Source organism: Cupriavidus sp. CuC1 (genome assembly GCF_044627735.1).
Taxonomy (GTDB): domain Bacteria; phylum Pseudomonadota; class Gammaproteobacteria; order Burkholderiales; family Burkholderiaceae; genus Cupriavidus; species Cupriavidus ulmosensis.
Genome location: NZ_JBIUHC010000041.1, coordinates 27,942 through 53,084, shown reverse-complemented (window position 1 = coordinate 53,084; position 25,143 = coordinate 27,942). Strand labels below are relative to the sequence as shown.

Below are 25,143 nucleotides of genomic sequence, written 5' to 3'. Positions count from 1 at the left end.
TACGCTCATGGAGATTTCCCTGGCGTTTCCCGCTATCAGCCGGCTGGCATGGAGCCATGGCCTGCCTGCCGCTCTGCCGTAGCGGCCCGCGCGGGGCGTGACTCCAGCGCCAGCGCTTCGGGCTGCGCGGGCGGCAGCGGCAGCCCCAGGTACGGGCTCATCGTGGCGAAGTCCGCGCGGTTGCTGCGCCGGCGCGTGACGCCGTTGAGCATGCCGCCGGCAAGCCGCGCCCCGGCGCGAGCCAGGCGCTTTAGCGTCTCATCCACTTGCGCGGCAGGCGTGACATCGGCGCGCACCACCAGCAGCGTCGAGCCGGCCAGGTTGGCGACCAGGGTGGCGTCGGCCACGGCCAGCACAGGCGGCGTATCGATGATGATCAGGTCGAACCGGGCCTTGCAGGCCTGCAGCGTCTCGGCCAGCGCCGGCATCATCAGCAGCTCGGAGGGATTGGGTGGCATCGATCCCGCAGTGATCACCGAGAGCCCCGACACCACGGTGGGCCGCACCACGGCCGCCAGCTCGGCATGGCCCGCGAGCAGTTCGGCCAGCCCCGGCTCGGCGGCCTGGTCGAACCAGTTGGCGACCTTGCCGCGGCGCAGGTCAGCGTCGATCAGCAGCACGCGCTGGCCAGCCTCGGCGAACAGCACGGCCAGGTTAACGGAAGCAAAGGTCTTGCCGGTGCCCGGCGCCGGGCTGGTCACGGCCAGTACCGCATCGGGCGCGTTGCGCACGGCGAAATGCAGGGCCGCGCGCACGCTGCGCAGGCCCTCCACCGCGAGCGCGTGCGGCGAGCGCCGCGCCAGCAGGAAGCGGTCATGCAGCCCGCACCGCTGCAGCCGCTCGGCCTCGCCGGCGGAGAAGCCGCCGGGTTCGGCCAATGCGCTGCCAGGAGCGGGGGCATACAGCCGCGGGGTGGGCTGGGGGGCGAAGCCCATCATCATGCCCAGGCGGCGATGCACTTCGGACTGGTGCTCGAGCTCGGTCTGCTCGCTGCTGAACGCGATCTCGCCGAGCATGGGCATGCCAAGCCGCGCCTCGGCGTCGGCCGCATCGGCCACCGAGGGCCGGTAGCGCTGCCGCGCAGCCACGCCGGCCAGCCCAAGGCACAGCCCGAGCAGCGCGCCACCGCCGGTCAACGGCCACGGGCCCACCCCGTCCGGCCGGGCCGGCGGGAGCGCCGCATCGACAATGCGCATGTTGTTGGAGCGATCCGAGCGCACCAGCGAGAGCTGCTGCATCCGGTTACGCAACGTCATGTACATGTCCTCGGCCACTTTTACGTCGCGCGTGAGCGCCACGGACTCGCGCTCCGTCTCCGACAGGTTCTGCATGCGCGAATCCATGTCGCGGCGCACCTTGCTGAGCTCCTGGATCTGGGTGTCGACGGTGCGCACTTCATTGCTGTCCGTGGTGAAGCGTTGCAGCAGGCGGGTGCGCTCCAGCCGCAGCGCCGCTATCTGGCGCTGATAGTCCATGCTGCCGCTCAGGTACGACTGCGCGTCCTGGGTCGGCGCCATGGTGCCGCTACGGGCGCGGTAGCGCGTGAGCGCGGCCTCCGCACGCTCCAGCTCGCCCTGCACGCGCGGCAGCTCGCCGGTGACGAAGGCAAGGCTGCCGGCGGCATCGTCGCGTCGCTGGGTGGTCTGGCTGTCGATATACGCTTGCGCCACGCCATTGACCAGCGCGGCGGCCAGCTTGCGATCGGGGTAGCGCCAGGAGATGCGCACCGTGCCGGCGTCGCGCGTGTGTTCGTCCACCACCAGCTCGCGCGAGATGGCATCCACGGTGGAAAGCGAATCATGGCGGATCAGTTCGAAGCGCGCGCCGGGCAGCGCATCGAGCTTGGCCACCTGCAGCTCCACATCGTTGCCCGCGGCCGGCTCGCCCGTCACGCCCTCGAACAGCAGCGCCTTGCCGGCATACAGGCGATAGTGGCCCTGCGGCTGGACCTCCAGCATCAGCGGCACGTTGAGCAGGCGCTCTGGCACCGCCAGGCTGTCGATCTGGATGCGCTCGCCGCCCCAGGCGTAGCCCAGGCTTTCCGGCCAAGGCGCCATGGCCTGCCCGGGCTCGGCAAAGCGCGCCGCCAGCGCACCCACCAGCGGCGCGCGCAACGGCACCGCCGAGATGTCCAGGTGCAGCCGCTCCACCACGGGCCCGACCACCGCGCGGCTGGTCAGCATGCCGGTATCGAACGGGGCGGCGGGGCCGCCCTGCGTCCCACCGCGCACGGCGGCATTCTGCCCGCCATCGCGCGGCTCCACCTGCACCAGCGCCTCGACGCGATAGCGCTGCGGCATGGACAGCGCAACCAGCGCACCGATGGCGCCACCGGCAAGCGTCAGCGCAACGATCCAGCCAAGGTGATCAACAAGCGCGCGCGATCCGGGCGCTCGCGGTTGCGCCGGCTCATTTGCAGCCGGCGACGCACCGGCAAAGTACAACCTCTTCACGGCAATCTCCCTGACCCAACCCCGCTCCCGCCTCAAGCACTGGCAAGCGCCGGCAGCAAACGATCGAACTCGCGCTTGACGAGCTTGTAGCACTCACAGGAATGCGCCTCCAGCCCATGCCGGTCGAGCACCGTGATGTGCCCGCGGCTATGCTGGATCAAGCCCAGGTCCTCCAGCTTGCCGGCGGCTTCCGTCACGCCTTCGCGGCGCACGCCGAGCATGTTGGCGATGACCTGCTGGGTGATCACCAGCTCGTTGGACGCCATGCGATCGAGGGCCAGCAGCAGCCAGCGGCAAAGCTGCTTGTTGAGCGAGTGGTGACGATTGCACACGGCGGTCTGCGCGATCTGGGTGAGCACGGCCTGCACATAGAGCAGGGTGACGCGCTGGATCGCCGGGGAGTGCGTGAATTCCTGCTTGAGCGTGGCGGCCGAGAGGCGGTAGGCAAAGCCCGGCGTGCGTACCTCGACGCGGCAGGGCATGGTGTCGCCACCGGTCAGCACCGGGATGCCGACGAGGCCTTCATTGCCGATGGCGGCGATCTCTACGGTGGCGCCGTCCTCCAGCAGCGACAGCATCGAAATGATGGCCGTCGTGGGGAAATAGACATGATGGATGCGCTGGCCGGAATCGGTCAGCAACTGCCCGGCGCGCATGCGCACCAGCTCAAGATGTGACGACAGTGATTCCCAATCCTTGCGCGGCAAGGCTCCAAGCACATGATTGACGTGTAGATCCGAACGCTGACTGATCATTTCCCACTCCCCGTGACCAGCCGTACGAACTCATCGACCGAAGCCGGCCCGCCGTGATCCGGGGACCCGCGCCGACCACCTATTCTTTGACCCTGGTTCGCACGGCATTTGTGCTTGTATTAAGTGCCATATGTGGCCCTGCCAACAGTAGCCGCACGGTTGAAACCTGATCATCCTTCGGTAGGTGTGAGAGCGCGGCCAGGCCGCATCGCCGGCGCGCGGCAATGACGGCCAAGCGGCGCTTCGCACCGCCATCGCCTAGCGTTTTTCCGCCTCTTCAGGCGCCTGGCGCGCTGTAGGCAATCGCGCGGCGCGCATTGAGCGCATGGACCTCCCCCATCGGGATGGGATCCGCCTGCGCAACGCCTACACCCTGCGCTCCTCCATGGCCTCCACCTTTCGTGCCGTCGTCGGGTAAGAGTTTCACCCGCTGCTGGCTGCCGGGCGCGAGATGGAACCAGTCCTGCTCCGCGCGAAAGGCCATATCGTCGATATGCACCCAGCGCGCAAAGCGCCGCGTTGACACCGTCAGCCACCAGTCGCCGTCTTCGCGCGCCACGTCGACCGTCAGCTCCGGCGGCTCGAGCGCGGCCGCGCTGCGATCGGGCAGGTAGCAGGCCTGGCTCAACAAGGCACCATGGTGCGGATCCACCAGTGCGGCGCGCACCACGTCATGCATGCGCGGCCCAAAGCGATAGGCATAGGTGAAATCGAAGAAGGCCCCGGCCAGCGCGGCGCCGCTGATGCGCCGCGTGGAACGCGGGGCCAGGCACACATCGCGCGCTACATCGAGCAACGCGGTCTCGCCGTCGCGCCAGCATTGCAGTTGCAGGCGCACGTTGCGCGGCGTGGCGCTCTCATTGATCAGGTGCAGGTGAATGCCGTTGAGGCCTTCGTCGGTGATCAGCACCTGCAGCGGCTGCCACACCTGGCGCAAGGCATGCCAGGCCGACTTGGGCCGGGCCAGCGCATCGATAATGCCCCAGCCCGCGCCCGGCAGCAGGTCCTGCAACTGCCACACCAGCCCACCCGAGCAGGTCGAGCCCGCTCGGCGCCATTCGCTGAAGACGTCGGTCATCGCCTCCGCCACCACGGCGCGGGACAGCGCCAGGTAACGTGCGGTGTCCTCATAGCGCAGGCGCGGCGGGTCCACCTTGAACAATTCGCGCAGGTAGAAATCGCGCACGTCCTCGAAGTCCCAGCCGCTGCCGGCATCGCGCGGCACGCGGGCCTTCCAGCGCGGGTCGTGCACGGGCGGAACCGCGAGCGCATCCGACATGGTGCGCGCGCATGGCACGTTGGAGAATGCCAGGCACTCCGAGGCAAAGCGCACATTGGCGCGGCGCGCGTCGTCGAGCGGGCGCTGGTAGGCACCCACTCCATAGTAATGCGTCACGCCGCTGTCGGCCTGGAAGGGCCATGCGCCGCCGCACGGCGAGTTGCGCACATAAACCGCGTCGGGATGCCAGGCCGCAACGCACGCCGGAATGATCTCGTCGAACAAGGGCTGGCGCCAGGTGGCCGCGGGCGTGCCCATCATCGCGGCCTGCTGCTCGACCTCGCTGCCGCCGCACAGCACCGCCACGCTGGGATGATGGCGATGCGCCGCCAGCCACTCGCTGACCTCACGCCCGGCCTGCGCCATCAGCGGGCGCGCGGCCTCGGCGTTGGCCGAGTAATCGAAGTTAGCGAACATGAAATCCTGCCAGACCAGCAGGCCCAGCGCGTCGCACGCGTCGAAGAAGGCCTCGCCCTGGTAGCAGGTGACGCCGCTTACGCGCACCATGTTCATGCCCGCGCCATGTGCCAGCGCAAGCCACTTTTCCACTTCGGCGGGTGCATCGGCGTGGCCGGCAAGGTCGTGGCTGGTCCAGCAGGCCCCGCGGCAAAAAATGCGCTCGCCGTTGATGCGCAGCGCAAAGCCCTGGGCGTCTTCTTCGCGATCCGCCAGGCCGTCGGTGCCGCCATCGCTGGACCTGTCGATCTCTATGCGGCGAAAGCCGACCTGTCCGCACGCGATGCGCTCTTCGCCAAGCCGCAGGTGCACCGCATAGCGCTCGGGCGCGCCATGCGTGTGCGGCCACCACAAGCGCGGCTCGGGCACGCTCAGCTCGCCCTCGTAGACGATGCCGCCGATGCCGGCGTCCACTGCCGTCACGGGTGCCTCGCGGCCATCGGCGCACAGCATGATCGTCATCGCTGGCGGCAGCGGTGCCACGTCGCGCAGGCGCAAGCGGATGACACCGCCTTGCGCCGCATCGGCGGCCAGGCATGCCTGCAGGTCCAGGCGCGCCGTCAGCAGCGGGCTTGCGTCGGTGGCTAGCGGCAGCAGGTCGATGCCGCGCCAGGGCCCGATCGTGTGCACGCTGGGGCACCAGCCGGGCATGTGGCCAAGCAGCGTGGTGCGGACCAGGCGCAATGTGGGCGGCGTGATCATGCGCGGCTTCCAGCGCACCGGGCCGCGCTGCGTGCGCAGCCAGCGGTGTAGCGAACGGAAGCAAAGGCAGAGCACATGCTCGCCATCGAGATGGAGCTCGGCCTCAAAGGCCGTAAACATGTTCTGCGCGTCGAGCACGCGCACCTCGCCCAGCCAGACCTCGGCCACGGTAGCCAGGCCGTGCAGGCGCAGGCGGTACGCGCCCGCGCCGCACACCGTCACGCGGTACCAGTAGTCGTGATCGTGCAGCGGCCGAGGCGCCGCCGCCTGCCATTGCCCCGCAGTCTGGAGCGCCTGCGCCACCGTCCCGGGCACCTGGGCCGGCAGCCACGGGCCGCGCCCGGCCAGCGCCGCGGGCGATGCCACGGCGCCGGCGGGCGTCTCCAGCAAGGTCCAGTCGCCGGCGAGCGGCTGCCGGTGCGCGGGTCGCCCGGGGACGGGCGTCAAGGCGAGCGGCGCGTGCATGGCGGGCGGCCCTCAGTACTCGGCTTCGCCCACGTAGCCCGCCAGCGCCGGCACCGCCGCCTCGTAGGAAGCCTCGAGCTGGTCCAGGCAATCGCGGCAGCGATCCACGCGGCGGCTGATGATGGAACGCACCAGGCGGAACTGCATCACCATGGCCTCGGACGCGAGCTTCTGGCACGCGCCCGCAATGCTCTCTGGCATCGGCTGGCCGTGTTGCACCAGCCAGCGCAGGTACTGCCCAAGCAGCTCGAAGTTGGCACCGAGCTGGCGCAGCACGCTGAAGGCGTAGGGATGGAAGGTTTGCTCGCCACCCGCCATCAGCGCTTCCTGATGCGCGGGAAACGCTGTGCGGAAGGCTGTGATCGGATTCTGCCGCGGACGGCGCGCCAGGTGCTTGCGCAGCAGCGCCAGCGAGGCGCGCACCAGCATCGTCCCTTCGAGCGCGGGGAAGCGGCGGCGCACCACCTCGGCGTACGGGAACAGCAGGTTCACGTCGTCCGCCAGCGCGGGCAGGCGGCGGAACAGCCCGGCGTAGTCCTCGCCGCTGGCCACGTGATAGCCCTCGTTGTGGTAATAACCCACGGACTGCGTCTCGGGCATCATCACATCGATGCCGATGGTGGTCTTGGTATGTTCGCGGCGGTACGATGTGGCCCGGTTGTCCGGCAGGTAAAAGCCGTCCACCTCGAGCAGCACCACGTGGCCACGGCAGGTCTGCCCGGCGACGCGGTCTTCCATCGACTCATATAGCGACAGCTCCTGCACCACCACGCCGTAGAGACGTTCGAGATCGTCCGGCGGGTATTTGAAGAAGGTGAACTGGTCGCCCTCGAAATCCTGCGACACGGTGAAGCCGAGCGCCGCCACCGGGTCCAGCCCCCAGCCGTGCAGCAGTTCGATCCACAGGTCCACATAGCAGTTGGTCTGCGGCCAGACGGGATTGCCATTGTGCAAGGCGTGCGACACGTGCGTGCCACGCTCCAGGGATCGCGGGTCGACGAGCATTACAGCCCTCCCAGGGTGGCGCGTACGTCCTTGGGCCACAGCGACAGGTCGAAGCCGTGGTGGCGCAGCAGCGCCAGCGTCAGGCGCTCTATGCCGAAACCCACGCAGCCGGTGTGCGCCGGCTCGCCGTCGGCGGTGCGCAGCGTCCACACCTGGCCGAAGTGATCCATGTGGTAGTTGAAGCTCATGCACGCCGTGGGCGGGGCGCCCTCGTTGATCGGGATCAGCAGCTCGAACTTGAGCTTCAGTTCGCGCTGGCTGTCCGCCACGATCTTGCCGCCACGCCCGAAGAACGGGTCATTGGCGACGTCCACCTCGTGCGGGAGCTCGAGCATGGTGGCCAGCTGCTGGCCGCGCTCCATCCACAGCTGGCGAAAGGCGATGATCTGCCCTGCATTGCCCAGGCGCACGTACTCGCGCTGGCGGAACATCTGCATGCGCGCCGGATCGATCGACGGCTCATGGCGGAAGCAATACGACAGCACATCCACCACCAGCCCCTGCGGCGGCATCGGGCCGCGCCGCGCCACCGCCGGATAGATCGGGTAGCACGCGGCCGGCGTCAGCACCACGCGGGTCGGCCGCTGCTCGTCGGCCCATTCCTCGCCCGTCTCCATCCGCGCCAGCAGGCGATGATGATCGCGATCGCTGCCGCAGAAGCTGTGCACGGTGCCGGCTAGCTGCGGAAAGCTCTTCAGGTAGTCGCTGGCCTCGAAATCCTTGCGCGACATGGCGGGCGGAAAGCGCATCACTTCCGCGCGCTGGTCGGCGCCGAGCTCGGTAACGGCCACGTTCAGCCCGTCCGCGATGGCCTCGAACACTGCGCTGCGGCCATAGACGCCATCGACCCCGCTCGGGATCAGCAGGCCCGCCTCGATCAATGCCTGCTGGTAGCGCCGCTGGCCTGCCTGCGGATCGCTGTACGAGGGCGTAGCGGCCGAGGCGGCGGCGGCGTCCCCGGGCGCGGAACTGGCGCGATCTTCCACGCTGACGTTGGCATCCATGTCGTGCTCCCTAGCTGGAACGCTCGGCCAGCAGCAGGCTGGCGGTATTGGTCAGGATCCGGTCGTTGTTGATCATCAGCGGCGCGGACCAGAGATCGCGCAGGTGACGCCCCAGGCTGTAGGGCGTGCCCTGCTTGTAACCGGCCATGCCGCAGACCATCATCGCTTGCTGCACGGCCTCGATCGCCATCGTGCTGACGCTGGTCTTCAGGCCGTTCATTTCCGCGGCGAGCGAGAACAGCGCCGACACCGAGAGGCCAGCGTGACGCTGGCGCTGGTGCGCCAATGCGAGCTCGATCCGTCCTTCCATCATCTGCACCATCGCCACCGCATCCGCCACCCGCGTCGCCGAGGGCGGCAGCGAGCCCGGGCGCGCACGCGCCTGGCCCTGGAAAAAGGCCTTGGCGCGCTGCACGGCATCGCCGGCGATGCCGGTCCACAAGGCGGCCCACAGGATGTGCGAAACCGGCGTCATGGTGCCGTCCGCGATCTCGCCGAACGCCACCGGCAGGATCTGCTCGCAGGCGCCGCGCGCCTCCAGGCGAAAGCCGTTGCTGCAGGTGCCGCGCATGCCAAGGGTGTCCCAGGTGCTAAGGCCCTGCAGCGTGAAATCGTCTTTCAGCAAGCACACCATGACCTGGTCCGAGGGCGAGGCATCGGCATGACGGCGCGCGGTGGCCAGGATGGCGTCGGAATGCGCGCCATAGGAAATCGTGGGCGCCATCTTGAGCAGATGGAAGCGGCCGCTCTCGACATTGACGGCGCAGCCGCTGTTGCGCAGCGCGCCGCCGATCGCTTCTTCGGACGTGGCCGAGGCGAGCAGCAACTGTTCCGAGGCAATGCGTTCGAGCAGATGCTCATGCCAAGGGCTCCCCGTGCCGTGCTCGACGATGCAAGCCACCTGGATCTGGTGCATGGCGTAGACCATGCCGGCCGACGAGCAGGCCCCGCCCAGCACACGGCAGAGGGCCGCAACGGTGTCGAGCGAGGCGCCGGCGCCGCCGTGCGCGGCGGGCACCATGGCGCTGAGCAGCCGGTGCTGCCTGATGGCGGCAAAGGCTTGATGCGGAAAGGCTGCGTCGCGGTCAACCTGGTCGGCATGCTTGGCCGCCTCGGTCGCGGCGAGCTGCGCTGCAGCCATCAGTTCGGCGGCGGTGGTGTGGGCCGCCATCGGGCGTGCCAGGTCCACACTGGCTAGCGAGGGGCTCATGCTGCCTCCTGTTGCTGTCTTAGATGCGCGGCCGCCGCTGCCAGCGAGTTGACACTGCGAAAGAGCTGGCGGGTCAGCATGGCGTCCGGGATCTCGATATTGAATGCGTTTTCGATCGCCAGCATCACATGGACGGTGGCAAGCGATGACAAGCCGGCCTCGTAAAGATCGGCCTGGTCGTCGAGCGCGTCGACCGACACGTCGAGCCGCGCCACATCGGCAAGGATTTGTCGAATGGTTGCCTTCATCACTGTGTCTCCTCGGTGAGGATGGTCGGGATTCATCATTGGGCCGCAGCGGCAGGCCGCCTTCGGTGCGCTGGCCCACCAACCTTGCATATCGGTTGCCGGCGCCGGTGCTCGGGGGCGCGAACGGCTCAGACCGCCTCGCGTCCCGTCCAGCCATGCAGCGCGGTGCGCAGGATAATGTGCAGGTCCAGGCGGAAGGACCAGTTGCGGATGTAGAAGATGTCGAACTCGATGCGCTTGCGCATCTTCTCCACCGTGTCGGTCTGGCCGCGCAGGCCATTGATCTGCGCCCAGCCGGTGATGCCGGGCTTGACCCGGTGGCGCAGCATGTAGCGATCGATGACCTCCTTGTAGATCTCGTTGTGCTCGATGGCGTGGGGACGCGGGCCCACCACCGACATCTCGCCACGCAGCACGTTGATGAACTGCGGCAGCTCGTCCAGGCTGGTGCGGCGCAGGAAGGCGCCGATACGGGTGACGCGCGCATCGCCGCGCACGGCCTGGGTCACGCTGCCTGCTTCCTGGTGCTGCACCATGGTGCGGAACTTGTAGACGCGGAACGGCCGGCCATCCATGCCCAGGCGGGTCTGGTGGAACAGGACCGGGCCGGGCGAGGAGCGCTTGACCAGCACGGCGATCAGCAGCAGCAGCGGCGACAGCCCGACCAGCGCCGCCAGCGCGAAGGCGCGGTCGAAGCTGGCCTTGAGCAGACCCGTGATGCCCGACTGCGGCGGACTGTTCAGGTCGATGACCGGCAGGCCGAGGAAGTCGCTGAAGCGATGGCCGAGCAACTCGACCGCCATGATGTCGGGCACCCAGCGGATGTCGATCAGGTCATTGCGGAAGTGGGATACCACGTCATAGAGATCACGGCACGCAGCCATCGGCAGCGTCAGCCAGATTTCGCGCACGCCGTTGTTGCGCACGAACGCGCAGACCTGCTGTAGCGAATCCAGCCGCGTCACGCCCGCGGGCACCGGCTGCTCCGTGCCTTCGTCGTAGATACCGGCCACGTCGTAGCCCGCGCCGCGATTGTTCCGTACGCGCTGGTACATCTCGTGGCCGAGCGAGCCGTAGCCCAGGATCACGACGCGCTTGGCATTGATGCCGTGCTCGCGCACGCTGCCCAGCATGCCGTAGAGCACCACCCGCGAGGCCAGCAGCATGACGGCGACGCTCAGCACCCAGCCCATCGACCAGAGCCGGGACAGCGCGGCCGACTGGTGCATCAGGTACGCAGTGACCAAGCCCAGCATGCACACCGCGCCCCAGGCCGCGAGCGTGCGCACCGCCAACGCGGCGCGGCTGCGGCCGCGCCAGGAGTTGTACAGGCCACAGGCGGGGAACACCAGCAAGGTGCTGACCGAACACAGCACGGTGATGAAGCCATGGACCGGGGCGGCGCCCCGCAGGCCTTGGGGGAACAGGAGCGCGCCGACCACCGCGCCGCAGGCGGCAACGATGGCCGCGTCGGCGAAGCGATACAGGATTTGCAGGGCGGCCTGCCTCTCGGCAACGAATGCGCGCACCGTCGACATGATTTGCCTCCATCCGGCGAGCCGGACTTGTTATGCAGATCATGGTTGCGCCGCGGCGGCGATACAGTCTGTTTGCTTGCGCACACACACGCTCAGGACGCGTGCTGGCCGGCTGGGCAGCCCGGCTCAGGGCGGCGTGGAGGTCGGCATGCAGGCCAGCAGCGCGGAACCCTCGCGCTGGCCAGCCCATTCGCGCCATTGCCCGCGCTGGAATGGCTTGTCGCGCCCGGCCAGCCGGGCGGCAATGATTTCGAGCCAGTGATGCGTGGGCGCGGCGACGCCAACCGCCGGCACCCCCAGCATCAGGACGACCACCAGCGCGCCTGCCAGGGCCGGCGCGGAGCGGGCCGGCCGCCGGCCCCAGAAGATGAAGCTCAGGCTGACGGCAAATCCGAGCGCAAGCCCGCTCAGTACTTCGGAGCCGGAATGTGCCTCCAGCTTCAGCCGCGATACGCCAACCAGCAACGCCAGCAGCAGGCCGATCCAGCCAGCGCCAACCGCAAGACGAGGATGCCGCGCCGACACGACCAGGTAGAACAGCACTGGCAGTACCGACGCCGACATCATGCTATGCCCGGAAAACCCAGTGAAGTTGAGCGCCGCGCAGCCGATGCCCCAGCCCATGAAGGCCAGCTTGGAGGCCAGCACCACCGCGGCGGTCACACCGAAGCTCAGCACCCAGCGGCGCGCGCTGGCAACGGCGCCGGCATGGAACAGCCATGCGGCGATCAACACGGCGCAGGGCAGCAGAAGGGAGGTTTCGCCAAAGCGGGAAATGAAATGCCAGGGAATCATGATGGCTGTCAGGGGGCGAGCACGCGAGCAAAGTAACACAGTTGCGCGACGGGCTTGCCTGCCGCGCGTGCTTTCGGGTCGGCCTAAACCCAGCCAAAAGCATGAGGCGGCCAGGGTGCCAGCCGCGGGGCCACGCGGTGGCGCGAAGCGCGCGCTGGGCTGGCGGGTCTGCGCGGGGAGCCGGCGGGCCAGCCCTTCAGCCATGTGGCAGATGCGTCTTCTGGTCGATACAGCTACCGCCGGGGTTTAGCTATCGTCGGAGAGTGGCCGGCCGAGCGGAATCGAGCAGGCCACTTTAGAGTCCGCATGGTCCCCCGGTCGGCGGACTCTTTTTTTTTGTGCGGCGCATTCTGGTTTTGGCAATCTTGCCGGGCAGCCATCGGCAGGCAGGAAAAGAAACAGGCCACGGTTTGCCGCCTCTGCCGGCCGGCTCGACCGTGGCCATCAAGATCCGGCGCAGCATGCGCTGCGACCGAAACACGCGTGCGCGCATCACTGCCGGCATGCGCACCGGAAAAGCTCCGGTCCCCCGAACACGCGCTTCTCGTCGCTCCCTCTTCTTGTCCTGCCCTCGTGGTCTTGCCGCGGATGACCAGGTGTCTGCATCCCGCGCTGCTACCGGGACGCCCTATCCAGTGGCCGCGGCCTAGCCGGCCGCCGGCTCATGCACGCACTCATGCACGCGCTCCAGCGCCGGCTCGCTCGCCACCACCACGCAGTACTCGTGGCGAGCGAGCAGCCCGGCCCGCACGGATGCCACTTGCCTTCGTGCTTCCTGCTCACCGGCAAAAGTCGCTGCCGCGATCGCAGCAGCCTCGCATGCGTAACGCCTGCCATGCAACTCTCCGCGATACAGCAGCGGTTCGTCGCGCCCGGTAGTCAACCTGATTTCGTAGCAGCACGCCCACTTGCCCCGGCCCTCCGGCACGGCAAAGCCGCGCACGACCAGGATATCCAGCCCGTTTTCCATACGACCCCCTGTGCAACGCGCGGCGGCCGGTTTGACACTGAGCGTCCCGGCTTCGTTATCCGCGCGCTTTCAGCATAGGTGGCCGCATCGGCGCGCGCATCATCCCCTTGCCGTAGACCCACCTGAACTGATGGGGGAAGGCGGTGGCACGGCAAAAGCCCGGCGCGGAAAACACTGGCCGCCGGCGCGCACCAGCGCCACGGCGGCCCGCGTTTGCTCGGGCGTGGCGGGCACCGGCAGGCAGCCGCTGGCGCCAAGGCTGGCGGCGTAGCGCGCGAACTCGGGGTCGGGGGCCTCGCACATGACCAGCCAGCGCCGCGGCGCCAGGCGGGAGTGGAGTGCATCGAGCAGACGGAACGAATCGGTATCGGTGCCGCTGCAATCGAGCAGCGCGAAATCGATGGGACCTGGCGGTAATTCGGCCGGAGTCGCTTCCAGCAGCCATTCGGGGGTCTGCGATAGCACGGGGGCGAGCGCGGAGAGCTCGCGGAGGTGCCGCAGCACACCCCGTCGCAGCATCATATTGTGGGCAAGCAGGAGCGTTGTCATCGGCTGTGGGTGACAGCGGGTTGCGTTGGTTGCGCGAAGCCAGCGAGCGCCAGGATCGGCTTCCCGCGAGAGGCACTTGTTGATCAGGGTAGCAAGTACAGCACTACGCCGCCTCGTGCATTCGGATGAGGCGGCGTGTTGCAGAGGATGGAGTCGCTGGTGCTCTGGACCGCCGGGCGCCACTGCGCGCGCCCGGCGGGACTAACAATCAGGCCGCCTGGCAGACACTGGCCAACTCGACCGGCGACAGCCCGGCGCCGCGAACGGGCACGGCAGCCGTTGCCGGGCCCGGCCAGCTCAGCTTCGCGCCACGCTGCAGCGCTACGTACACGGCCTCGCCCTTGTTGCGCACGTGCAGCCGCTGGTAAAGGGTGCACGCATGCGTCTTGGCGGTGGCCACCGAGATATTCAGCAGGCGGCTGACGGTCTTGATCGGATAGCCACGCGCCAGCAGCGCCAGCACCTCGTACTGGCGCTCGGTAATATTGAGCAGGTGCGAGCCGGCCGAGGGCGTTTCCGGCTCGGGCGTGGCGGCGGTGGGGAGGTGCTGCGCCGGATGGGCCGCAGCGGCGAGTTCGCCGTCCACCTGGATCGGACCGGCATGCATATATAGCGTGGCCGGCGACGGCCTGGCCGGGACCGAAGGCCATGGGACCGGATTCGCGTTGACGCGCCCCGCCTGGGCCCGGGCCGGAAAACACTCGCCATCGGCAAGAACAAGGCGAATCGCCGCGTCCAGCATGTCGGCGCTGCAGGCCTTGGACAACAGGCCGCGCACGCTGTCGGGCATGGCGGCTCCGTTTTGCGGCGACAGGATCTGTTCGGATAGCACAAGCACCCGCTTCGGCATCAGGGTCTGGCAGACCTGCTCCAGTTCCTGCCAGCTCAATGCCGGATCCGCCGACAATCCGTAGATCATCAGGTCGGCATGGCAGAGCCACTCGGCTGGATAAGGCAGAGCGCCTGGATCGATATCGACGAGGTCGCCGTGGAGGCCGGCCTGGGTCAACAAATGGCGCAGACCCAGGCGCAGGAGGGGATGAGGCTCGATCAAGAGGATTGTGGCCATGGCCGCTCTCTTTTTTTGTTACGGCATGGCGAGCCCCGCGACAACCCGCACATGCTAACGGAAATGCCCACTATGCTGCGGTTGCATTTCCATACGATCCGTTTCGTCTCCAGGCCGTGGCTGCGTACCCGTCCAGGTCCCGCTGCCGGACTGACCATCCCGTGGAGTCGCTTTCGAATCGCCCCGTTTGCGCTTTTTACGCTGTAGATGTTTCTTAAGTCAGAGTTAAAGAAATCTAACTCTGGGTCTCAGGATATGCACTGGCGGGGGTGAATGCAAGTCAGGGTTACACACGGCGAAGCGTGTCGTGCGATACCAACGGCGTTGGGCGGCGTGGCCGGATTGGGCTGCCCCAGGGGGGTTAACCGGGGAAAGTGGGGTGTTTTGCCGCTATAATTATCGGCATTGAATTTCACTATGCATTTATACCCGGATGCATTTAGCGATTGATTAAGTGCCTTATGAATCAAGATCTTAGCGACCAAATCGAGCGTTGTCATGCAGCCCGGTAAGGCCCCTAACCTGAGTCTCACTCGCAGCGAATTTGCCGCTGTTCGGGCCTACGTACAGGGCATGCCGGCCGCCATGGTAGCCGGGCGCTACCTCTTCGACGACAGCGACGATGACGACACCGGTGGCGAATCCGCCTTGCGGCTGCTGCTCGGGCTGCGCGACCGCATGGTGCAGCTGGCGCACCTGCATAGCCGGCAGGATCTGGCCGAACTGCTGGAAGGCGGCCCTGGCCGCTCTAACCGGGGGATGGATCGACGGGTCGAAGCCCTGGCCGAACTGGAGCGGCTTGGTACCGCCCAGCCTCGTGCCGATCATGGCATCGAACTCTGGTTTTCCCCGGCCCTGGCGAGGCGCTTGCGAGCGCAAAAGATATCAAATCTGCACGTCCTGGTGGATCTTGCCAATCGCCATGGCAATGCATGGTGGCGCTCGGTGCCGCGCATCGGCGCCCTTGCCGGGGCAGCGATCAACCGGTGGCTCGCCGATCATCGGGATGTCGTCCGGGATGAGCGCGGAGAGCCGTTGCTGCGCGAGCACGTTTTCGCCCGGGGCGCCCTGGCCGAAGCCACGCTTGGGCCGCGGTTGCGCCAGCTGGTGCCGTTTGAACTGATGCGCGAAGATGAATCGGGTACGGTGGCGACCATCGAGCCCGTGAGTGATGTTGTAAGCACGTTTAGAAGTGACCTTGCTGCCGTTCGGGCTTGGCTCGCAGCGAATCAGGCGCAGCAAAGTACCTGGCTGGCCTACCGCAAGGAGGCCGAGCGGCTCTTGCTCTGGGCGGCGATGGAGCGAGGCAAGCCGCTGGCCAAGCTGGATCGACAGGATCGACAGGACTATTTTGCTTTCCTTCGTCATCCTGCTCCCGCGCGGTTGTGGGTCGGCCCGCGTGCGCCAAGGGAGTCCGCGGCATGGCGGCCGTTCACCGGTCCGCTATCGGAGAGCAGCGTGCTCCATGCTTCGCGCATCCTGGGAGCGCTGTTTGAATGGCTGCAAAGCCAGGGGCATGTTGCGGAGCACATCTGGCAGCCCGAGAGCCAGGCGAAGAGGATGGCGTTGCGCATGGCGGTGCCGGTTGCCGCCGGTACCACCCTCGAGCCCGAAGCGCTGGCTAGATTCCTGGCCTGGCTAGCTGCCCAGGGCCGGGATCCCGAAGGCCTTCGCTATCGCGCCGCCGAAGCCGCAGTGCGCTTGTTGCAAGAGCAGCCGATCGGATTTGCGAGCCTGGCGACGTTCACGCGCGACAAGCTTGGAATGCACGAAGAAGTTGGTACGCATGAAGAAGTTGGTACGCCCGGCGCCATGGAAGAGCGCCGCGGGAACGAGGGTCTTAGCGAAGCCGCTCGCAGCGCACTGGAGCGTCACTGGCAGGACCGCGGGCTGGATTGGGCCAGCCTGGCTGGCCAGCCGATCGTGCTCGTCGGCCCTCCCCGGCTTCCACCGACCGGCCGTGCCAGGCGCAAGGCAGACAGGTCGCCTGGCTCAGGCTATTCGGTAAGGGGGTTGCACGCCTTGCTGAGCCAGACAATGGAGCGGTATCGGGAGGCCGAAGATGGCGAGTTTGCGGCCCGCTCGCCGCGCGACCTGGCGGGGCGAAGAACCCGGATGAAACGCGTTGCGGCGGGCGGGGCGGGAAGCATGGCCCCTGAGGATTCTGGGGCAGGCATGGAGGACCGTGTCGCTGCGGCCCTGGGGTGACCGGTGGGGTGGTGAGCGCTGCCCTCCCCCTCTCCTCTTCTCTTCTACGCAAGCTGTCAGCTAGCGGTCTTCTCCAGGCCGAAACGCGCCTTGAGGGTCTCGACCAAGGCTTCGCGCGCGCCTCGGTCGCCCACCTGAACGTCCAGCACCACGCGCCCGGAATCCCACTCCTTGATCGTGCCCAGCAACTGCCCGGCGTCGCTGCGGATCTTGTATTGGCGGCTGATCTCCTTGATCTTGCGCGCCTTGCCTTCCTGCGCATGCTTGCGAATCGCCTCGACCTCACGGCTGGACAAGCCCTCTGCCATGATGCGTGTGGCTAGGTCCCGCGTGCGGTCCTCGCCAACGATCTTGCAGTAGAGCGTCAGCTCATAGCCGGTGGCAATCCCGATCGCGCTGGGACGCTCGCGCATGACGCCCAGGACCGACTCGGGCAGTCTCAGCAGCGCCAGCGTCTTGTTAACCGTGCCGGCTGACATGCCCGTCAGTTCGCAGATATCTTCCTCTTTCTGGACCTTGCCTTCGTCCAGCAGTTGTCGCCAGGCAATCGCATTGTCCAGCGCCGACTGATCGGAACGCTGCTCATTGAGCAAGAAGGACAGCCGGTAGAAATCGAGGTCACTCAGGTTGCTCTCGATGAAGCATTCCATCTCGAGCTTGCCCGCGGAGGCCAGCGCACGCTTGCGGTAGTGGCCATCGATCAGGATGTAGTGCCCTGGCCGGGCCGGATCCGGTGTCGCCAGGCCCGGTGTCTTCTGGCCGTGAGTGGCGATCGAAGCCGCGCGTTCTTGCACCACCACCGGATCGTAGATGCGGCGGGCATTGAACGGATTGTCGTGGAGCTGCGCCAGCGGCACGTTCATCAGGATCCGGCCGCCCTCCTCCTCGAACTCACTTTCAGCGCTGAAAATGGGGGTTGGCTCTCGGCCGCGCGCCTGGAGCAAGCCGTTCGGGTGTTGCGAAATTGCCGCTTCGGCACGGGCAAAGCGATCGATTGCGTCTCCTCGCGTTTTTTCAGCCGCCATTCCCGCCAACATGCCTGCCTTGAGGCTTTTCAATTTTGTCGCCATACCTAGTGCTCGATCAAAGACAATACTTCGTCGACCATCATGTCGACTTCCTGCACGGACTCGCGCGCGCCTGCCACACCGTGCACGGTGCATCCAATCGCCTGGCATTCGCGGAACGGTGAGCGCGAGCCGATCATCGATTGCATCAGCGGTATCTCCAGGTCGTCCCCGAGGATTTCAATCGCCTGGCGCGCAATGGAAACGCGTCGCTGCACCATGTTTGCCATGACGCGAATACGCAAGGTCTCATTCTGGACCTGAGCGTGTTGGGCCAGGGTCTTGGCGGCCACCGCGGCCCAAAGGTCGGGAGGCGATGGGACAACCGGGATGATTGCCAGATCGGAAATCAACAGGGCGCTCGAAGGCGCTGCCGAATGTACCGCCGGAGGGCAATCGACCACGATGTAATCGTAGTCCTGGATGAATTTCCTGACTTCGCGGTGCATCGCGCCGCCGGACGGAGCCAGGCCGATCACGGAAGCAGGAAAAGGCCGCTCGTCGCTTGCCTGGGCAGCCCAGCGCGTTGCCGTGCCCTGCTCATCCATATCCACAAGCATCGATCGCGCGCCGCGCAATCCGAGCGTACCTGCGAGATGCATGCTGACCGTAGTCTTTCCGCACCCGCCTTTCTGGTTAAAGACCGTGATGATTTTAGCTGGCACTACGACCTCTCTTTCAGCGCTGAAAGCGCGATTATCTCTAGCCGCAACTTTAGTCAAAGTGACGTGCTGGCTCAACTGTTTTTTGAATTTATATTTTAAATGTAATATTGGCGGGAATATTTCGCGTTATGGAAATGAAAGATTTCCACTTGAAATGCGGCATGGAATACGCCTAAAGTAGCGATAGTGCGTCTTTCGACGCACATGACACAACTAGACAAACTGGTTATGATGCGCGCAACAGTCGAGTCAAGTCGTGTCACCTCGTCGGCGTCCGTTCGGTAACTACGAGAACTTAGCGTGCTTGAACGGTTGTTAGCGTTGTTTGCGTTGTGTACAAGAACTTGCTTCGAAAGGAAATTCACATGGCAACCGGTACGGTCAAATGGTTCAATGAGACCAAGGGCTTTGGCTTCATTACCCCGGACGACGGCGGTGCGGATCTGTTCGCGCACTTCTCCGAAATCCAGGGTTCGGGCTTCAAGACGCTCAAGGATGGTCAGCGCGTCACGTTTGAAGTAAAGCAGGGCCCGAAGGGCTTGCAGGCATCCGCCATCAAGCCGGCCTGATCTCACGAATCACGCCGAAATCGCAGACTGCGCCGGGCTCTCGGGCTTGACGCGGTAGGCAAAGCAAAAGGCAAGCGTTCCACGCTTGCCTTTTGTGCTTCTTGCAGCGCGAAAACCTCTCCCCTGCTCAACGCCGAGGCGGTTCCGCTCCATTTCCGGCGTACCTAATGAAAAACCCGCCCGGTGGTTCAGCGGGCGGGTTCGGCAATGCATCCGGCCAGGCTCAGGCGAGCTTGCGAACGCTCGTCCGGGAAGGCTGCAGGATCAGGGCCTTGGACGAATCCGCGTCCACCTTGGCGCCCGGATAGACAACCAGCACGTCCTTGAGCGCCTTGCGGAACAGTGCGCGGAATTTTCGCTCACTCTCGGTTTCAGTGCCGAACTGCATCTGCAGGGCTTCCCACGGAATCTCGGTACGACGCTGGATCGTGAAGAAGCGGTAAGTCAGCCAGGAGTATACGTCCAGCGCGAACGGCGACTGCTTGAGCGCCTTCAGCGCACGCATATCGACTGGAACGGGCCGGTTAACCAGTTCATTGAAAAACGGCTCGGACAGCACCACAAAGCTCTCGAACATCGAACCTTGCCCCGGCTGCATGGGATCCCACCAGGTCGACAGCTGGTCTGCCAGCAGATAACCGACGCGATCGATCGAAAGCGGCTCGTGGCTCTGGTTTTGATTCTGGCTCGGCGTGGATTTGTTCTGGACGATCGCAATGGTGGCCGAGAACAGGCGGATCATCTGCTGGCGCACCAAGGTCATGGTGCCGCGCTTGCCACCTGTGGCCATCGGAATGCCCAGGTTGTACATGAACTCGGACAACGAATTGCCCAGCGAAATGCGGCGGTCCTCTACCGTCCCGGTAAACTCGCCGCGCTTCTTCTTGGCCATGATCTCCTTACCGATCCAGGCAAGCATCAAGCGCGGATAGGAGCCATAGGGATAGCCCAGCGAGACCGTCTCGGACACCAGTTTCTGGCGACCGTTGCTGGCCTTCTCTGAACGCTGCTGGGTGAAGTATCCAGGCTGGATCATCAGCGAAATATTTCCGCTGGTCCGCGTCCACACTGGCGGGGCGCCCTTTGGCGCCCGGTAAGGCAAGGTGACCTGCACGCTGGCGCGGCTCAGAAAGCCAACCTCGCCACTTTGCCAGGCATCTTCGCGTTCCATGGCCTGGGCTTCGTCGAACAGGCGCTGGAACTTCTCGGACGGAACCAGACTGTTCTCGTCGCCGGGAACGATGATGCGGGGGGGCTCACTGTCCATATCGGCTGGACCGCGAGACCCAAGGATGGTCTGGCTGCGTTTGATGGGCATATTGGCGTGCTTCGGAATACACGACTTTTTACGCGAAGCAATCCGCCTTGTCACGCAGAAACGGGTTCGGTAGACGAATTTCCTGCAATGCCGCGTGTTTTGGGGGTGCTGGGTCTCATGGCTGATTGCATGGTGGACTGCGGTGGGCAATCCCGAAGGGTTGTCCACGGAAGGCCAGCCATCAGCTACCGGTAAACGTTAAGAGTATGGGTTAACTACTTGTAAACCGTATACGGGAGACCCAGGGCCTTGATTCGTATGGGGAAAAACACCCTCCGCGAACCCGATTCTGCGTGAAACCGTACTCGATTCTGCGAAGTGCTGTACCCGATTCTGCGGTATACCGAACCCGTTTCAGCGCAAAGCCCGAACCGGTTTCTGCGTGGATAACTCCCTGTTCCCACAGGCTTTTCCACAGTTGGGAGCATCAAAAGCGTACCCGTTTCTGCGTGCGCTGAGCGCTTTTCGTCACGTATACCGCGTAAACCGGCGTTTCGGAGAAGTTATCCCCGCAGATTTTGGTACGCCCCCAGGTTTACCAAAGCCCTTTTAGCCGCCTTGCGTACCCAATTCTGCGTAGCGAAGGCCCTCGCCGTTCCATTTGCGTACCCAATTCTGCGCTGGGGCATTTGAAAACCGACTTTTCAGGGTTCGCCTGCCCGAAGCGTACCCGTTTCTGCGGCGTACCCAATTCTGCGAACCCCTGTTGGAGATCGCGTTTCGCCGAAAGCGTACCCGTTTCTGCGTGCCTGCCGCGACCACGTTTTCCGCATTCCGTACCCGTTTCTGCGTCCACCTGGCGGGTCCTCTTGCGGGAAAAATATTTCTCTTCTCATTATACACAAGCTTCGTACCGAAAGCGAGTGCTTGCACTCAAAAATAGCAAATAGGTAAAAAGGTTTTGCCAGGCGTACCCGTTTCTGCGCTTGCTGCCGAAGGGGCCCGTGCCGATGCGGGTTTCTGCTGCGAGCGTCTGTCAGACATGCGTACCCGTTTCTGCGGCGGCAACCAGGCCGGGAAGGGTCCAGCGCGTACCCATTTCTGCGCGAAAATGACAATTTCCTTGCCTGGGCAAGGAAATTGGGGCGGTAAGCGACGTGGAATACGGCCGAGGGACTGCCTGGAGGGGGCAAGCAGGTGCGCGAAAACGCGATCTGAGCGCCTGGGCGTACCCGTTTCTGCGAAATTTCAGGTGTTCGAGTTGCCGGGGCGGCGAGAAGAAAAAAAACGGCGGCGTACCCGTTTCTGCGTTGTGATATTGCGTCAGTCGACCCCTTGCGAGATGCCCTCGGAGATGCTCGCTGCGCTCAGATGCCGATGCGCAGCTGAATTTCACACCTTGCGTACCCGTTTCTGCGTGGCTGGTCGCTGCCCGGCTTCAGGAGAGGCGACTACAGGCGGTGAAATCTCGGTCCCCGGGAGGGGGCGTACCCGTTTCTGCGGCGCGCTGGCCAGCACGGAAGCCAGCCTGAGAGCGATGGGCCGGTCCAACAGCACCGTGCGTACCCATTTCTGCGTGGGGATTCGCAGGCATGCCGGGATCGATCTGGCCGCAGAGAGCGGGGCGTACCCGTTTCTGCGTGCCTTGCGAGGGGGATTGGCTGATGGCGTGCCAGGCGAGAGCAGTGGCGCCGTCTCTGCGGCGATCCCACTGCGGTGCGGGACTTGGGCAAGGCCAAGGCGGATTGCGGGACGAAAAAAAACCCCGCCTCGAGAGGCGGGGTCTTCCTGACTGGGCGCACCCCTAGCGGGGTGCCAGTCTACTGCTTACAGCGGCGTGATGTTCGCAGCTTGCAGGCCCTTCGGGCCGTTCTTGACTTCGAACGACACGCGTTGGTTTTCCTGCAGCGACTTGAAACCGTCGGAGCGGATTTCAGAGAAGTGCGCGAAGAGATCGTCACCGCCAGCGTCCGGCTTGATGAAACCGAAGCCCTTGGCGTCGTTGAACCATTTAACGATACCGGTTTGCATGGTATTGCTTTTCCTGGGAAAAATTTAAAAGAAACGGATAGCTCACGCATATCCGAGCAAAGCAACTCAAGGAAAGGACACCATGGACAACGGAAGTACCATGACGGTGGCTAACGAATGTGCTGTTGCCTCGTCGCTTGAATCTAGCGGGGTTTATACGGCGGATTAGCGCCAGCGTCAAGGTAGGGTCATTCTGGATGTCTGCCTGGATCCACTGCCAGCCATCGTTGGAACATCACGTTCTTCAGATGAAGCCTATTCGCCGCTAGCGCTGCGCCGAGGCGGAAATTGCCCGACAGTACGCTCGGCAGGGCCGGCGTGCACGGCACGCAACCCGAGCCGCAGGCGCAAGCCGGAAACACAGGCCGCAACCACGATAACAGGAGACCCCATGCCGGTACAGGAACCCATCAGCCAACCCACGCCACCCGCCGCCGCCGGCGCTTCGCTGGTGGAACGCTGGTTCAAGCTTAGCGAGCACCGGACGGACGTGCGCACCGAGCTGCTGGCGGGGCTGACCACGTTCCTGACCATGGCCTACATCATCTTCGTCAACCCGAGCATCCTGGGCGATGCCGGCATGCCGAAGGACGCCGTATTCGTGGCAACCTGCGTGGCGGCCGCGATTGGCACGCTGATCATGGGGCTGTACGCCAACTACCCGATCGCGATGGCGCCGGGCATGGGACTGAACGCCTACTTTGCCTACACGGTTGTCAAGGGCATGGGCTTTCCCTGGGAGGCCGCGCTGGGCGCCGTCTTCATCTCCGGCTGCCTGTTCCTGCTCGTGACCCTGTTCCGGGTGCGTGAGATGATCGTCAACGGCATCCCGCACTCGATCCGGGTGGCGATTACCGCGGGCATCGGGCTCTTCCTTGCCATCGTCGCGCTCAAGAACGCTGGCATCGTCACCGCGAGCCCCGCCACCCTCGTCACCATCGGCGACCTGCACCAGACCCCTGCCATCCTTGCGATCGTCGGCTTTTTTGCGATCGTCGCGCTCGACCACCTCAAGGTCAAAGGCGCCATCCTGATCGGCATCCTGCTGACCACCCTGCTCAGCTTCGTGGTGGGCGACAACACCTTCCACGGCGTGTTTTCCGCCCCGCCCTCGATTGCGCCGACCCTGTTCAAGCTGGACATTTCCGCCGCGCTGTCGATCGGCATCATCAACGTGGTGCTGGTGTTTTTCCTGGTCGAGCTGTTCGATGCCACCGGCACCCTGATGGGCGTGGCCAATCGCGCCGGGCTGCTCAAGGCGGGCAAGATGGACCGGCTGAACAAGGCGCTGATGGCCGACAGCACGGCGATCATGGCGGGCTCGTTCCTGGGCACGTCGTCCACCACCGCCTATATCGAAAGTGCCTCCGGCGTGCAGGCGGGCGGCCGCACCGGGCTGACCGCGGTCACCGTAGCGGTGCTTTTCCTCGCTTGTCTGTTCATTTCGCCGCTCGCGGGCACGGTGCCGGGTTATGCGACTGCGCCGGCGCTGCTTTACGTGTCCTGCCTGATGCTGCGCGAGCTGGTGGACCTGGACTGGAGCGACGCGACCGAGGTAGTCCCAGCCGTCCTGACGGCGCTCGGCATGCCCTTCACCTATTCGGTGGCCAACGGCGTGGCCTTCGGCTTCATCACCTATGCCGGGCTCAAGCTGCTGACCGGACACGCCAGGAGCGTCCCGCTCATGGTGTGGATCATCGCGGCGGTCTTCATCTTCAAGTTTTATTACTTGCCGGGGCATTGAGCCAGGCGCCCGCTTGAAGCGCCGCATAGGCGAGCGCGTTTGCCGGGTGACGAGAAGAGCGTACCCGTTTCTGCGTGGCTCGCCGCGACCCTCCCGCGTTTCCCCGCCACGCGGGGGCGTACCTGTTTCTGCGTACCCGGAGCCTACCTCCGAATAAGATTGCGTACCCATTTCTGCGCGGAATGTAAGTGACCAATTACCTCGCGTGGCAGATTATGTGTGCCAAGGCGCTCATACTAAAGGATGATATTCGGCTGAGTACCCATACTGAGGACTGGACAAACTGGCCCAAATGCACTGAACTAGAGGCGTGGCAGATTGCGGGGCGCTTCAGGGCGCCCCTTCTTGACTCCGGCACTCCGGGGTCGCGCCGGCTGGCTCAGCGTCGTCAGGCTTGCTATCGCGACAACAACAAGTCCACCTCAAGACAGAGGGCAAGGACTGAATGAGCAAACCATCGCCAAGATGGCTTCGCCACCACGAAAAGGAGCGCGCGGATACACGCCCGCCCGATTAGAGCAAACAATAAGACTAAACAAAAGTGGCAATCGCGAACGTGTAGTGCCGGGGGTGTTGTTCAACGGGGATCAATCATGACTGCAGGAGAAATCCGGCGACCCGCCATAGGGCCCATCAGCGAGTCCGCCAGTCTTTCCATTCACCGTGCCTGGGCGGCTTTGGGAGAAGCCGCAGCCGAGGCACCACGCCGAAGCCGCGCCAGCGAGCGCGGCGACCCCGCCGCCAGTACCGTCGAAGCGTTCCTGAGCCAGGACCAGACGCTGCCGGCTTACGCGCGCACCGCGATCGAGCAATTGCTGCAGCGACAACGAACGATGGATGGTGAGTTGTCCCGCCAGCGCGCGCTGCTGCAGGAATGGATACTCAGCCAGTTGACCTACAAGGCGCTCTATTACCGGTACTCCGGCCAATCGCCGGAAGCGCCGCGTACCGAGCTGATGCGCGAGAAAGACCAGGTGCGCCGACATATTCGCGACCAGCTCCATGCCGGTGGCGACCATACCGCCATTCTTGGCGAGCAGTCCCGTAGTCAGTCCAAGCCGTGATGCCGACGTTGCGCGTGGGGGATGCCCCTCAACCGACTC

20 protein-coding genes are annotated in these 25,143 nt (G+C 65.2%); 4 read left to right on the top strand and 16 right to left on the bottom strand.

Features of this window, described 5'->3' with window-relative positions; translation table 11 throughout:
- Window positions 1-35: 35 nt before the first annotated feature.
- The 12 genes from ACGLHR_RS19125 to ACGLHR_RS19070 form a co-directional block, all read right to left on the bottom strand.
- Window positions 36-2,444: a polysaccharide biosynthesis tyrosine autokinase gene (locus tag ACGLHR_RS19125; protein WP_400095874.1), complete on the bottom strand. Its 2,409-nt coding sequence runs from the start codon at window positions 2,442-2,444 to the stop codon at window positions 36-38.
- Between the two features lie 41 nt (window positions 2,445-2,485).
- The gene (locus tag ACGLHR_RS19120; protein ID WP_318231507.1) at window positions 2,486-3,208 is read right to left on the bottom strand and encodes a Crp/Fnr family transcriptional regulator; all 723 of its coding nucleotides are present in this window, start codon (window positions 3,206-3,208) and stop codon (window positions 2,486-2,488) included.
- A 277-nt stretch (window positions 3,209-3,485) separates the two neighbouring features.
- Window positions 3,486-6,110 carry a glycosyl hydrolase 2 galactose-binding domain-containing protein gene (locus ACGLHR_RS19115; RefSeq protein ID WP_400095862.1) on the bottom strand — a complete coding sequence of 875 codons (2,625 nt, stop codon included), beginning with the start codon at window positions 6,108-6,110 and terminating at the stop codon, window positions 3,486-3,488.
- 12 nt (window positions 6,111-6,122) lie between these two features.
- Window positions 6,123-7,115 carry a DUF1839 family protein gene (locus ACGLHR_RS19110; RefSeq protein ID WP_400095861.1) on the bottom strand — a complete coding sequence of 331 codons (993 nt, stop codon included), beginning with the start codon at window positions 7,113-7,115 and terminating at the stop codon, window positions 6,123-6,125.
- Window positions 7,115-8,119, bottom strand: coding sequence for an amino acid--[acyl-carrier-protein] ligase (locus ACGLHR_RS19105; protein ID WP_400095860.1), 1,005 nt, complete (start codon window positions 8,117-8,119; stop codon window positions 7,115-7,117). The genes ACGLHR_RS19110 and ACGLHR_RS19105 overlap by 1 nt, the downstream gene beginning before the upstream one ends.
- Before the next feature lie 10 nt (window positions 8,120-8,129).
- Entirely contained in the window at window positions 8,130-9,329 is a 1,200-nt protein-coding gene (locus tag ACGLHR_RS19100; protein WP_400095859.1) for an acyl-CoA dehydrogenase family protein, read from the bottom strand.
- On the bottom strand, window positions 9,326-9,577 hold the full coding sequence (locus tag ACGLHR_RS19095) for an acyl carrier protein (RefSeq protein WP_400095858.1): 252 nt from the start codon (window positions 9,575-9,577) through the stop codon (window positions 9,326-9,328). Before ACGLHR_RS19095 ends, ACGLHR_RS19100 begins: the two co-directional genes overlap by 4 nt.
- 128 nt (window positions 9,578-9,705) lie before the next feature.
- Entirely contained in the window at window positions 9,706-11,115 is a 1,410-nt protein-coding gene (locus ACGLHR_RS19090) for an undecaprenyl-phosphate glucose phosphotransferase (protein ID WP_318231512.1), read from the bottom strand.
- Window positions 11,116-11,241: 126 nt separating this feature from the next.
- On the bottom strand, window positions 11,242-11,910 hold the full coding sequence (locus ACGLHR_RS19085; RefSeq protein WP_400095857.1) for a phosphatase PAP2 family protein: 669 nt from the start codon (window positions 11,908-11,910) through the stop codon (window positions 11,242-11,244).
- Between the two features lie 646 nt (window positions 11,911-12,556).
- Complete coding sequence (locus tag ACGLHR_RS19080) at window positions 12,557-12,880, bottom strand: hypothetical protein (protein WP_318231514.1); 324 nt, start codon at window positions 12,878-12,880, stop codon at window positions 12,557-12,559.
- A 99-nt stretch (window positions 12,881-12,979) separates the two neighbouring features.
- Window positions 12,980-13,429 (bottom strand): DNA-binding response regulator, encoded by a 450-nt coding sequence (locus tag ACGLHR_RS19075; protein ID WP_400095856.1) that lies wholly within the window; start codon window positions 13,427-13,429, stop codon window positions 12,980-12,982.
- A 208-nt stretch (window positions 13,430-13,637) separates the two neighbouring features.
- Window positions 13,638-14,498 (bottom strand): response regulator transcription factor, encoded by an 861-nt coding sequence (locus ACGLHR_RS19070; RefSeq protein WP_400095855.1) that lies wholly within the window; start codon window positions 14,496-14,498, stop codon window positions 13,638-13,640.
- A gap of 498 nt (window positions 14,499-14,996) precedes the next feature.
- Here ACGLHR_RS19070 and ACGLHR_RS19065 point away from each other — a divergent pair, with 498 nt between their 5' ends.
- Window positions 14,997-16,706 carry a phage integrase family protein gene (locus ACGLHR_RS19065; RefSeq protein WP_400095854.1) on the top strand — a complete coding sequence of 570 codons (1,710 nt, stop codon included), beginning with the start codon at window positions 14,997-14,999 and terminating at the stop codon, window positions 16,704-16,706.
- A 56-nt stretch (window positions 16,707-16,762) separates the two neighbouring features.
- Here the strand turns inward: ACGLHR_RS19065 and ACGLHR_RS19060 are convergent, their stop codons facing one another.
- Both ACGLHR_RS19060 and ACGLHR_RS19055 read right to left on the bottom strand, forming a co-directional pair.
- Entirely contained in the window at window positions 16,763-17,776 is a 1,014-nt protein-coding gene (locus tag ACGLHR_RS19060; RefSeq protein WP_400095853.1) for a ParB/RepB/Spo0J family partition protein, read from the bottom strand.
- A gap of 2 nt (window positions 17,777-17,778) precedes the next feature.
- Window positions 17,779-18,438, bottom strand: a complete 660-nt coding sequence (locus ACGLHR_RS19055) for an AAA family ATPase (protein ID WP_006159055.1) — start codon at window positions 18,436-18,438, stop codon at window positions 17,779-17,781.
- Between the two features lie 365 nt (window positions 18,439-18,803).
- On the opposite strand from ACGLHR_RS19055, the gene ACGLHR_RS19050 reads away from it, so the two are divergent.
- Entirely contained in the window at window positions 18,804-19,007 is a 204-nt protein-coding gene (locus ACGLHR_RS19050; protein WP_006159056.1) for a cold-shock protein, read from the top strand.
- A gap of 223 nt (window positions 19,008-19,230) precedes the next feature.
- Here the strand turns inward: ACGLHR_RS19050 and ACGLHR_RS19045 are convergent, their stop codons facing one another.
- Window positions 19,231-20,325, bottom strand: coding sequence for a replication protein RepA (locus tag ACGLHR_RS19045; protein WP_400095873.1), 1,095 nt, complete (start codon window positions 20,323-20,325; stop codon window positions 19,231-19,233).
- Between the two features lie 1,767 nt (window positions 20,326-22,092).
- Window positions 22,093-22,296: a cold-shock protein gene (locus tag ACGLHR_RS19040; RefSeq protein ID WP_006159057.1), complete on the bottom strand. Its 204-nt coding sequence runs from the start codon at window positions 22,294-22,296 to the stop codon at window positions 22,093-22,095.
- A 391-nt stretch (window positions 22,297-22,687) separates the two neighbouring features.
- Here ACGLHR_RS19040 and ACGLHR_RS19035 point away from each other — a divergent pair, with 391 nt between their 5' ends.
- Both ACGLHR_RS19035 and ACGLHR_RS19030 read left to right on the top strand, forming a co-directional pair.
- Window positions 22,688-24,040, top strand: a complete 1,353-nt coding sequence (locus ACGLHR_RS19035) for an NCS2 family permease (protein ID WP_400095852.1) — start codon at window positions 22,688-22,690, stop codon at window positions 24,038-24,040.
- 593 nt (window positions 24,041-24,633) lie between these two features.
- On the top strand, window positions 24,634-25,104 hold the full coding sequence (locus ACGLHR_RS19030) for a hypothetical protein (RefSeq protein WP_400095851.1): 471 nt from the start codon (window positions 24,634-24,636) through the stop codon (window positions 25,102-25,104).
- Window positions 25,105-25,143 lie beyond the last annotated feature (39 nt).

Excerpts from the sequence above, each read along its gene's own strand:
- ACGLHR_RS19120 (WP_318231507.1), bottom strand. The coding sequence starts at position 3,208 with ATGATCAGTCAGCGTTCGGATCTACACGTCAATCATGTGCTTGGAGCC.
- ACGLHR_RS19115 (WP_400095862.1), bottom strand. The coding sequence starts at position 6,110 with ATGCACGCGCCGCTCGCCTTGACGCCCGTCCCCGGGCGACCCGCGCAC.
- ACGLHR_RS19110 (WP_400095861.1), bottom strand. The coding sequence starts at position 7,115 with ATGCTCGTCGACCCGCGATCCCTGGAGCGTGGCACGCACGTGTCGCAC.
- ACGLHR_RS19105 (WP_400095860.1), bottom strand. The coding sequence starts at position 8,119 with ATGGATGCCAACGTCAGCGTGGAAGATCGCGCCAGTTCCGCGCCCGGG.
- ACGLHR_RS19100 (WP_400095859.1), bottom strand. The coding sequence starts at position 9,329 with ATGAGCCCCTCGCTAGCCAGTGTGGACCTGGCACGCCCGATGGCGGCC.
- ACGLHR_RS19095 (WP_400095858.1), bottom strand. The coding sequence starts at position 9,577 with ATGAAGGCAACCATTCGACAAATCCTTGCCGATGTGGCGCGGCTCGAC.
- ACGLHR_RS19090 (WP_318231512.1), bottom strand. The coding sequence starts at position 11,115 with ATGTCGACGGTGCGCGCATTCGTTGCCGAGAGGCAGGCCGCCCTGCAA.
- ACGLHR_RS19085 (WP_400095857.1), bottom strand. The coding sequence starts at position 11,910 with ATGATTCCCTGGCATTTCATTTCCCGCTTTGGCGAAACCTCCCTTCTG.
- ACGLHR_RS19080 (WP_318231514.1), bottom strand. The coding sequence starts at position 12,880 with ATGGAAAACGGGCTGGATATCCTGGTCGTGCGCGGCTTTGCCGTGCCG.
- ACGLHR_RS19075 (WP_400095856.1), bottom strand. The coding sequence starts at position 13,429 with ATGACAACGCTCCTGCTTGCCCACAATATGATGCTGCGACGGGGTGTG.
- ACGLHR_RS19070 (WP_400095855.1), bottom strand. The coding sequence starts at position 14,498 with ATGGCCACAATCCTCTTGATCGAGCCTCATCCCCTCCTGCGCCTGGGT.
- ACGLHR_RS19065 (WP_400095854.1), top strand. The coding sequence starts at position 14,997 with ATGCAGCCCGGTAAGGCCCCTAACCTGAGTCTCACTCGCAGCGAATTT.
- ACGLHR_RS19060 (WP_400095853.1), bottom strand. The coding sequence starts at position 17,776 with ATGGCGACAAAATTGAAAAGCCTCAAGGCAGGCATGTTGGCGGGAATG.
- ACGLHR_RS19050 (WP_006159056.1), top strand. The coding sequence starts at position 18,804 with ATGGCAACCGGTACGGTCAAATGGTTCAATGAGACCAAGGGCTTTGGC.
- ACGLHR_RS19045 (WP_400095873.1), bottom strand. The coding sequence starts at position 20,325 with ATGCCCATCAAACGCAGCCAGACCATCCTTGGGTCTCGCGGTCCAGCC.
- ACGLHR_RS19040 (WP_006159057.1), bottom strand. The coding sequence starts at position 22,296 with ATGCAAACCGGTATCGTTAAATGGTTCAACGACGCCAAGGGCTTCGGT.
- ACGLHR_RS19035 (WP_400095852.1), top strand. The coding sequence starts at position 22,688 with ATGCCGGTACAGGAACCCATCAGCCAACCCACGCCACCCGCCGCCGCC.
- ACGLHR_RS19030 (WP_400095851.1), top strand. The coding sequence starts at position 24,634 with ATGACTGCAGGAGAAATCCGGCGACCCGCCATAGGGCCCATCAGCGAG.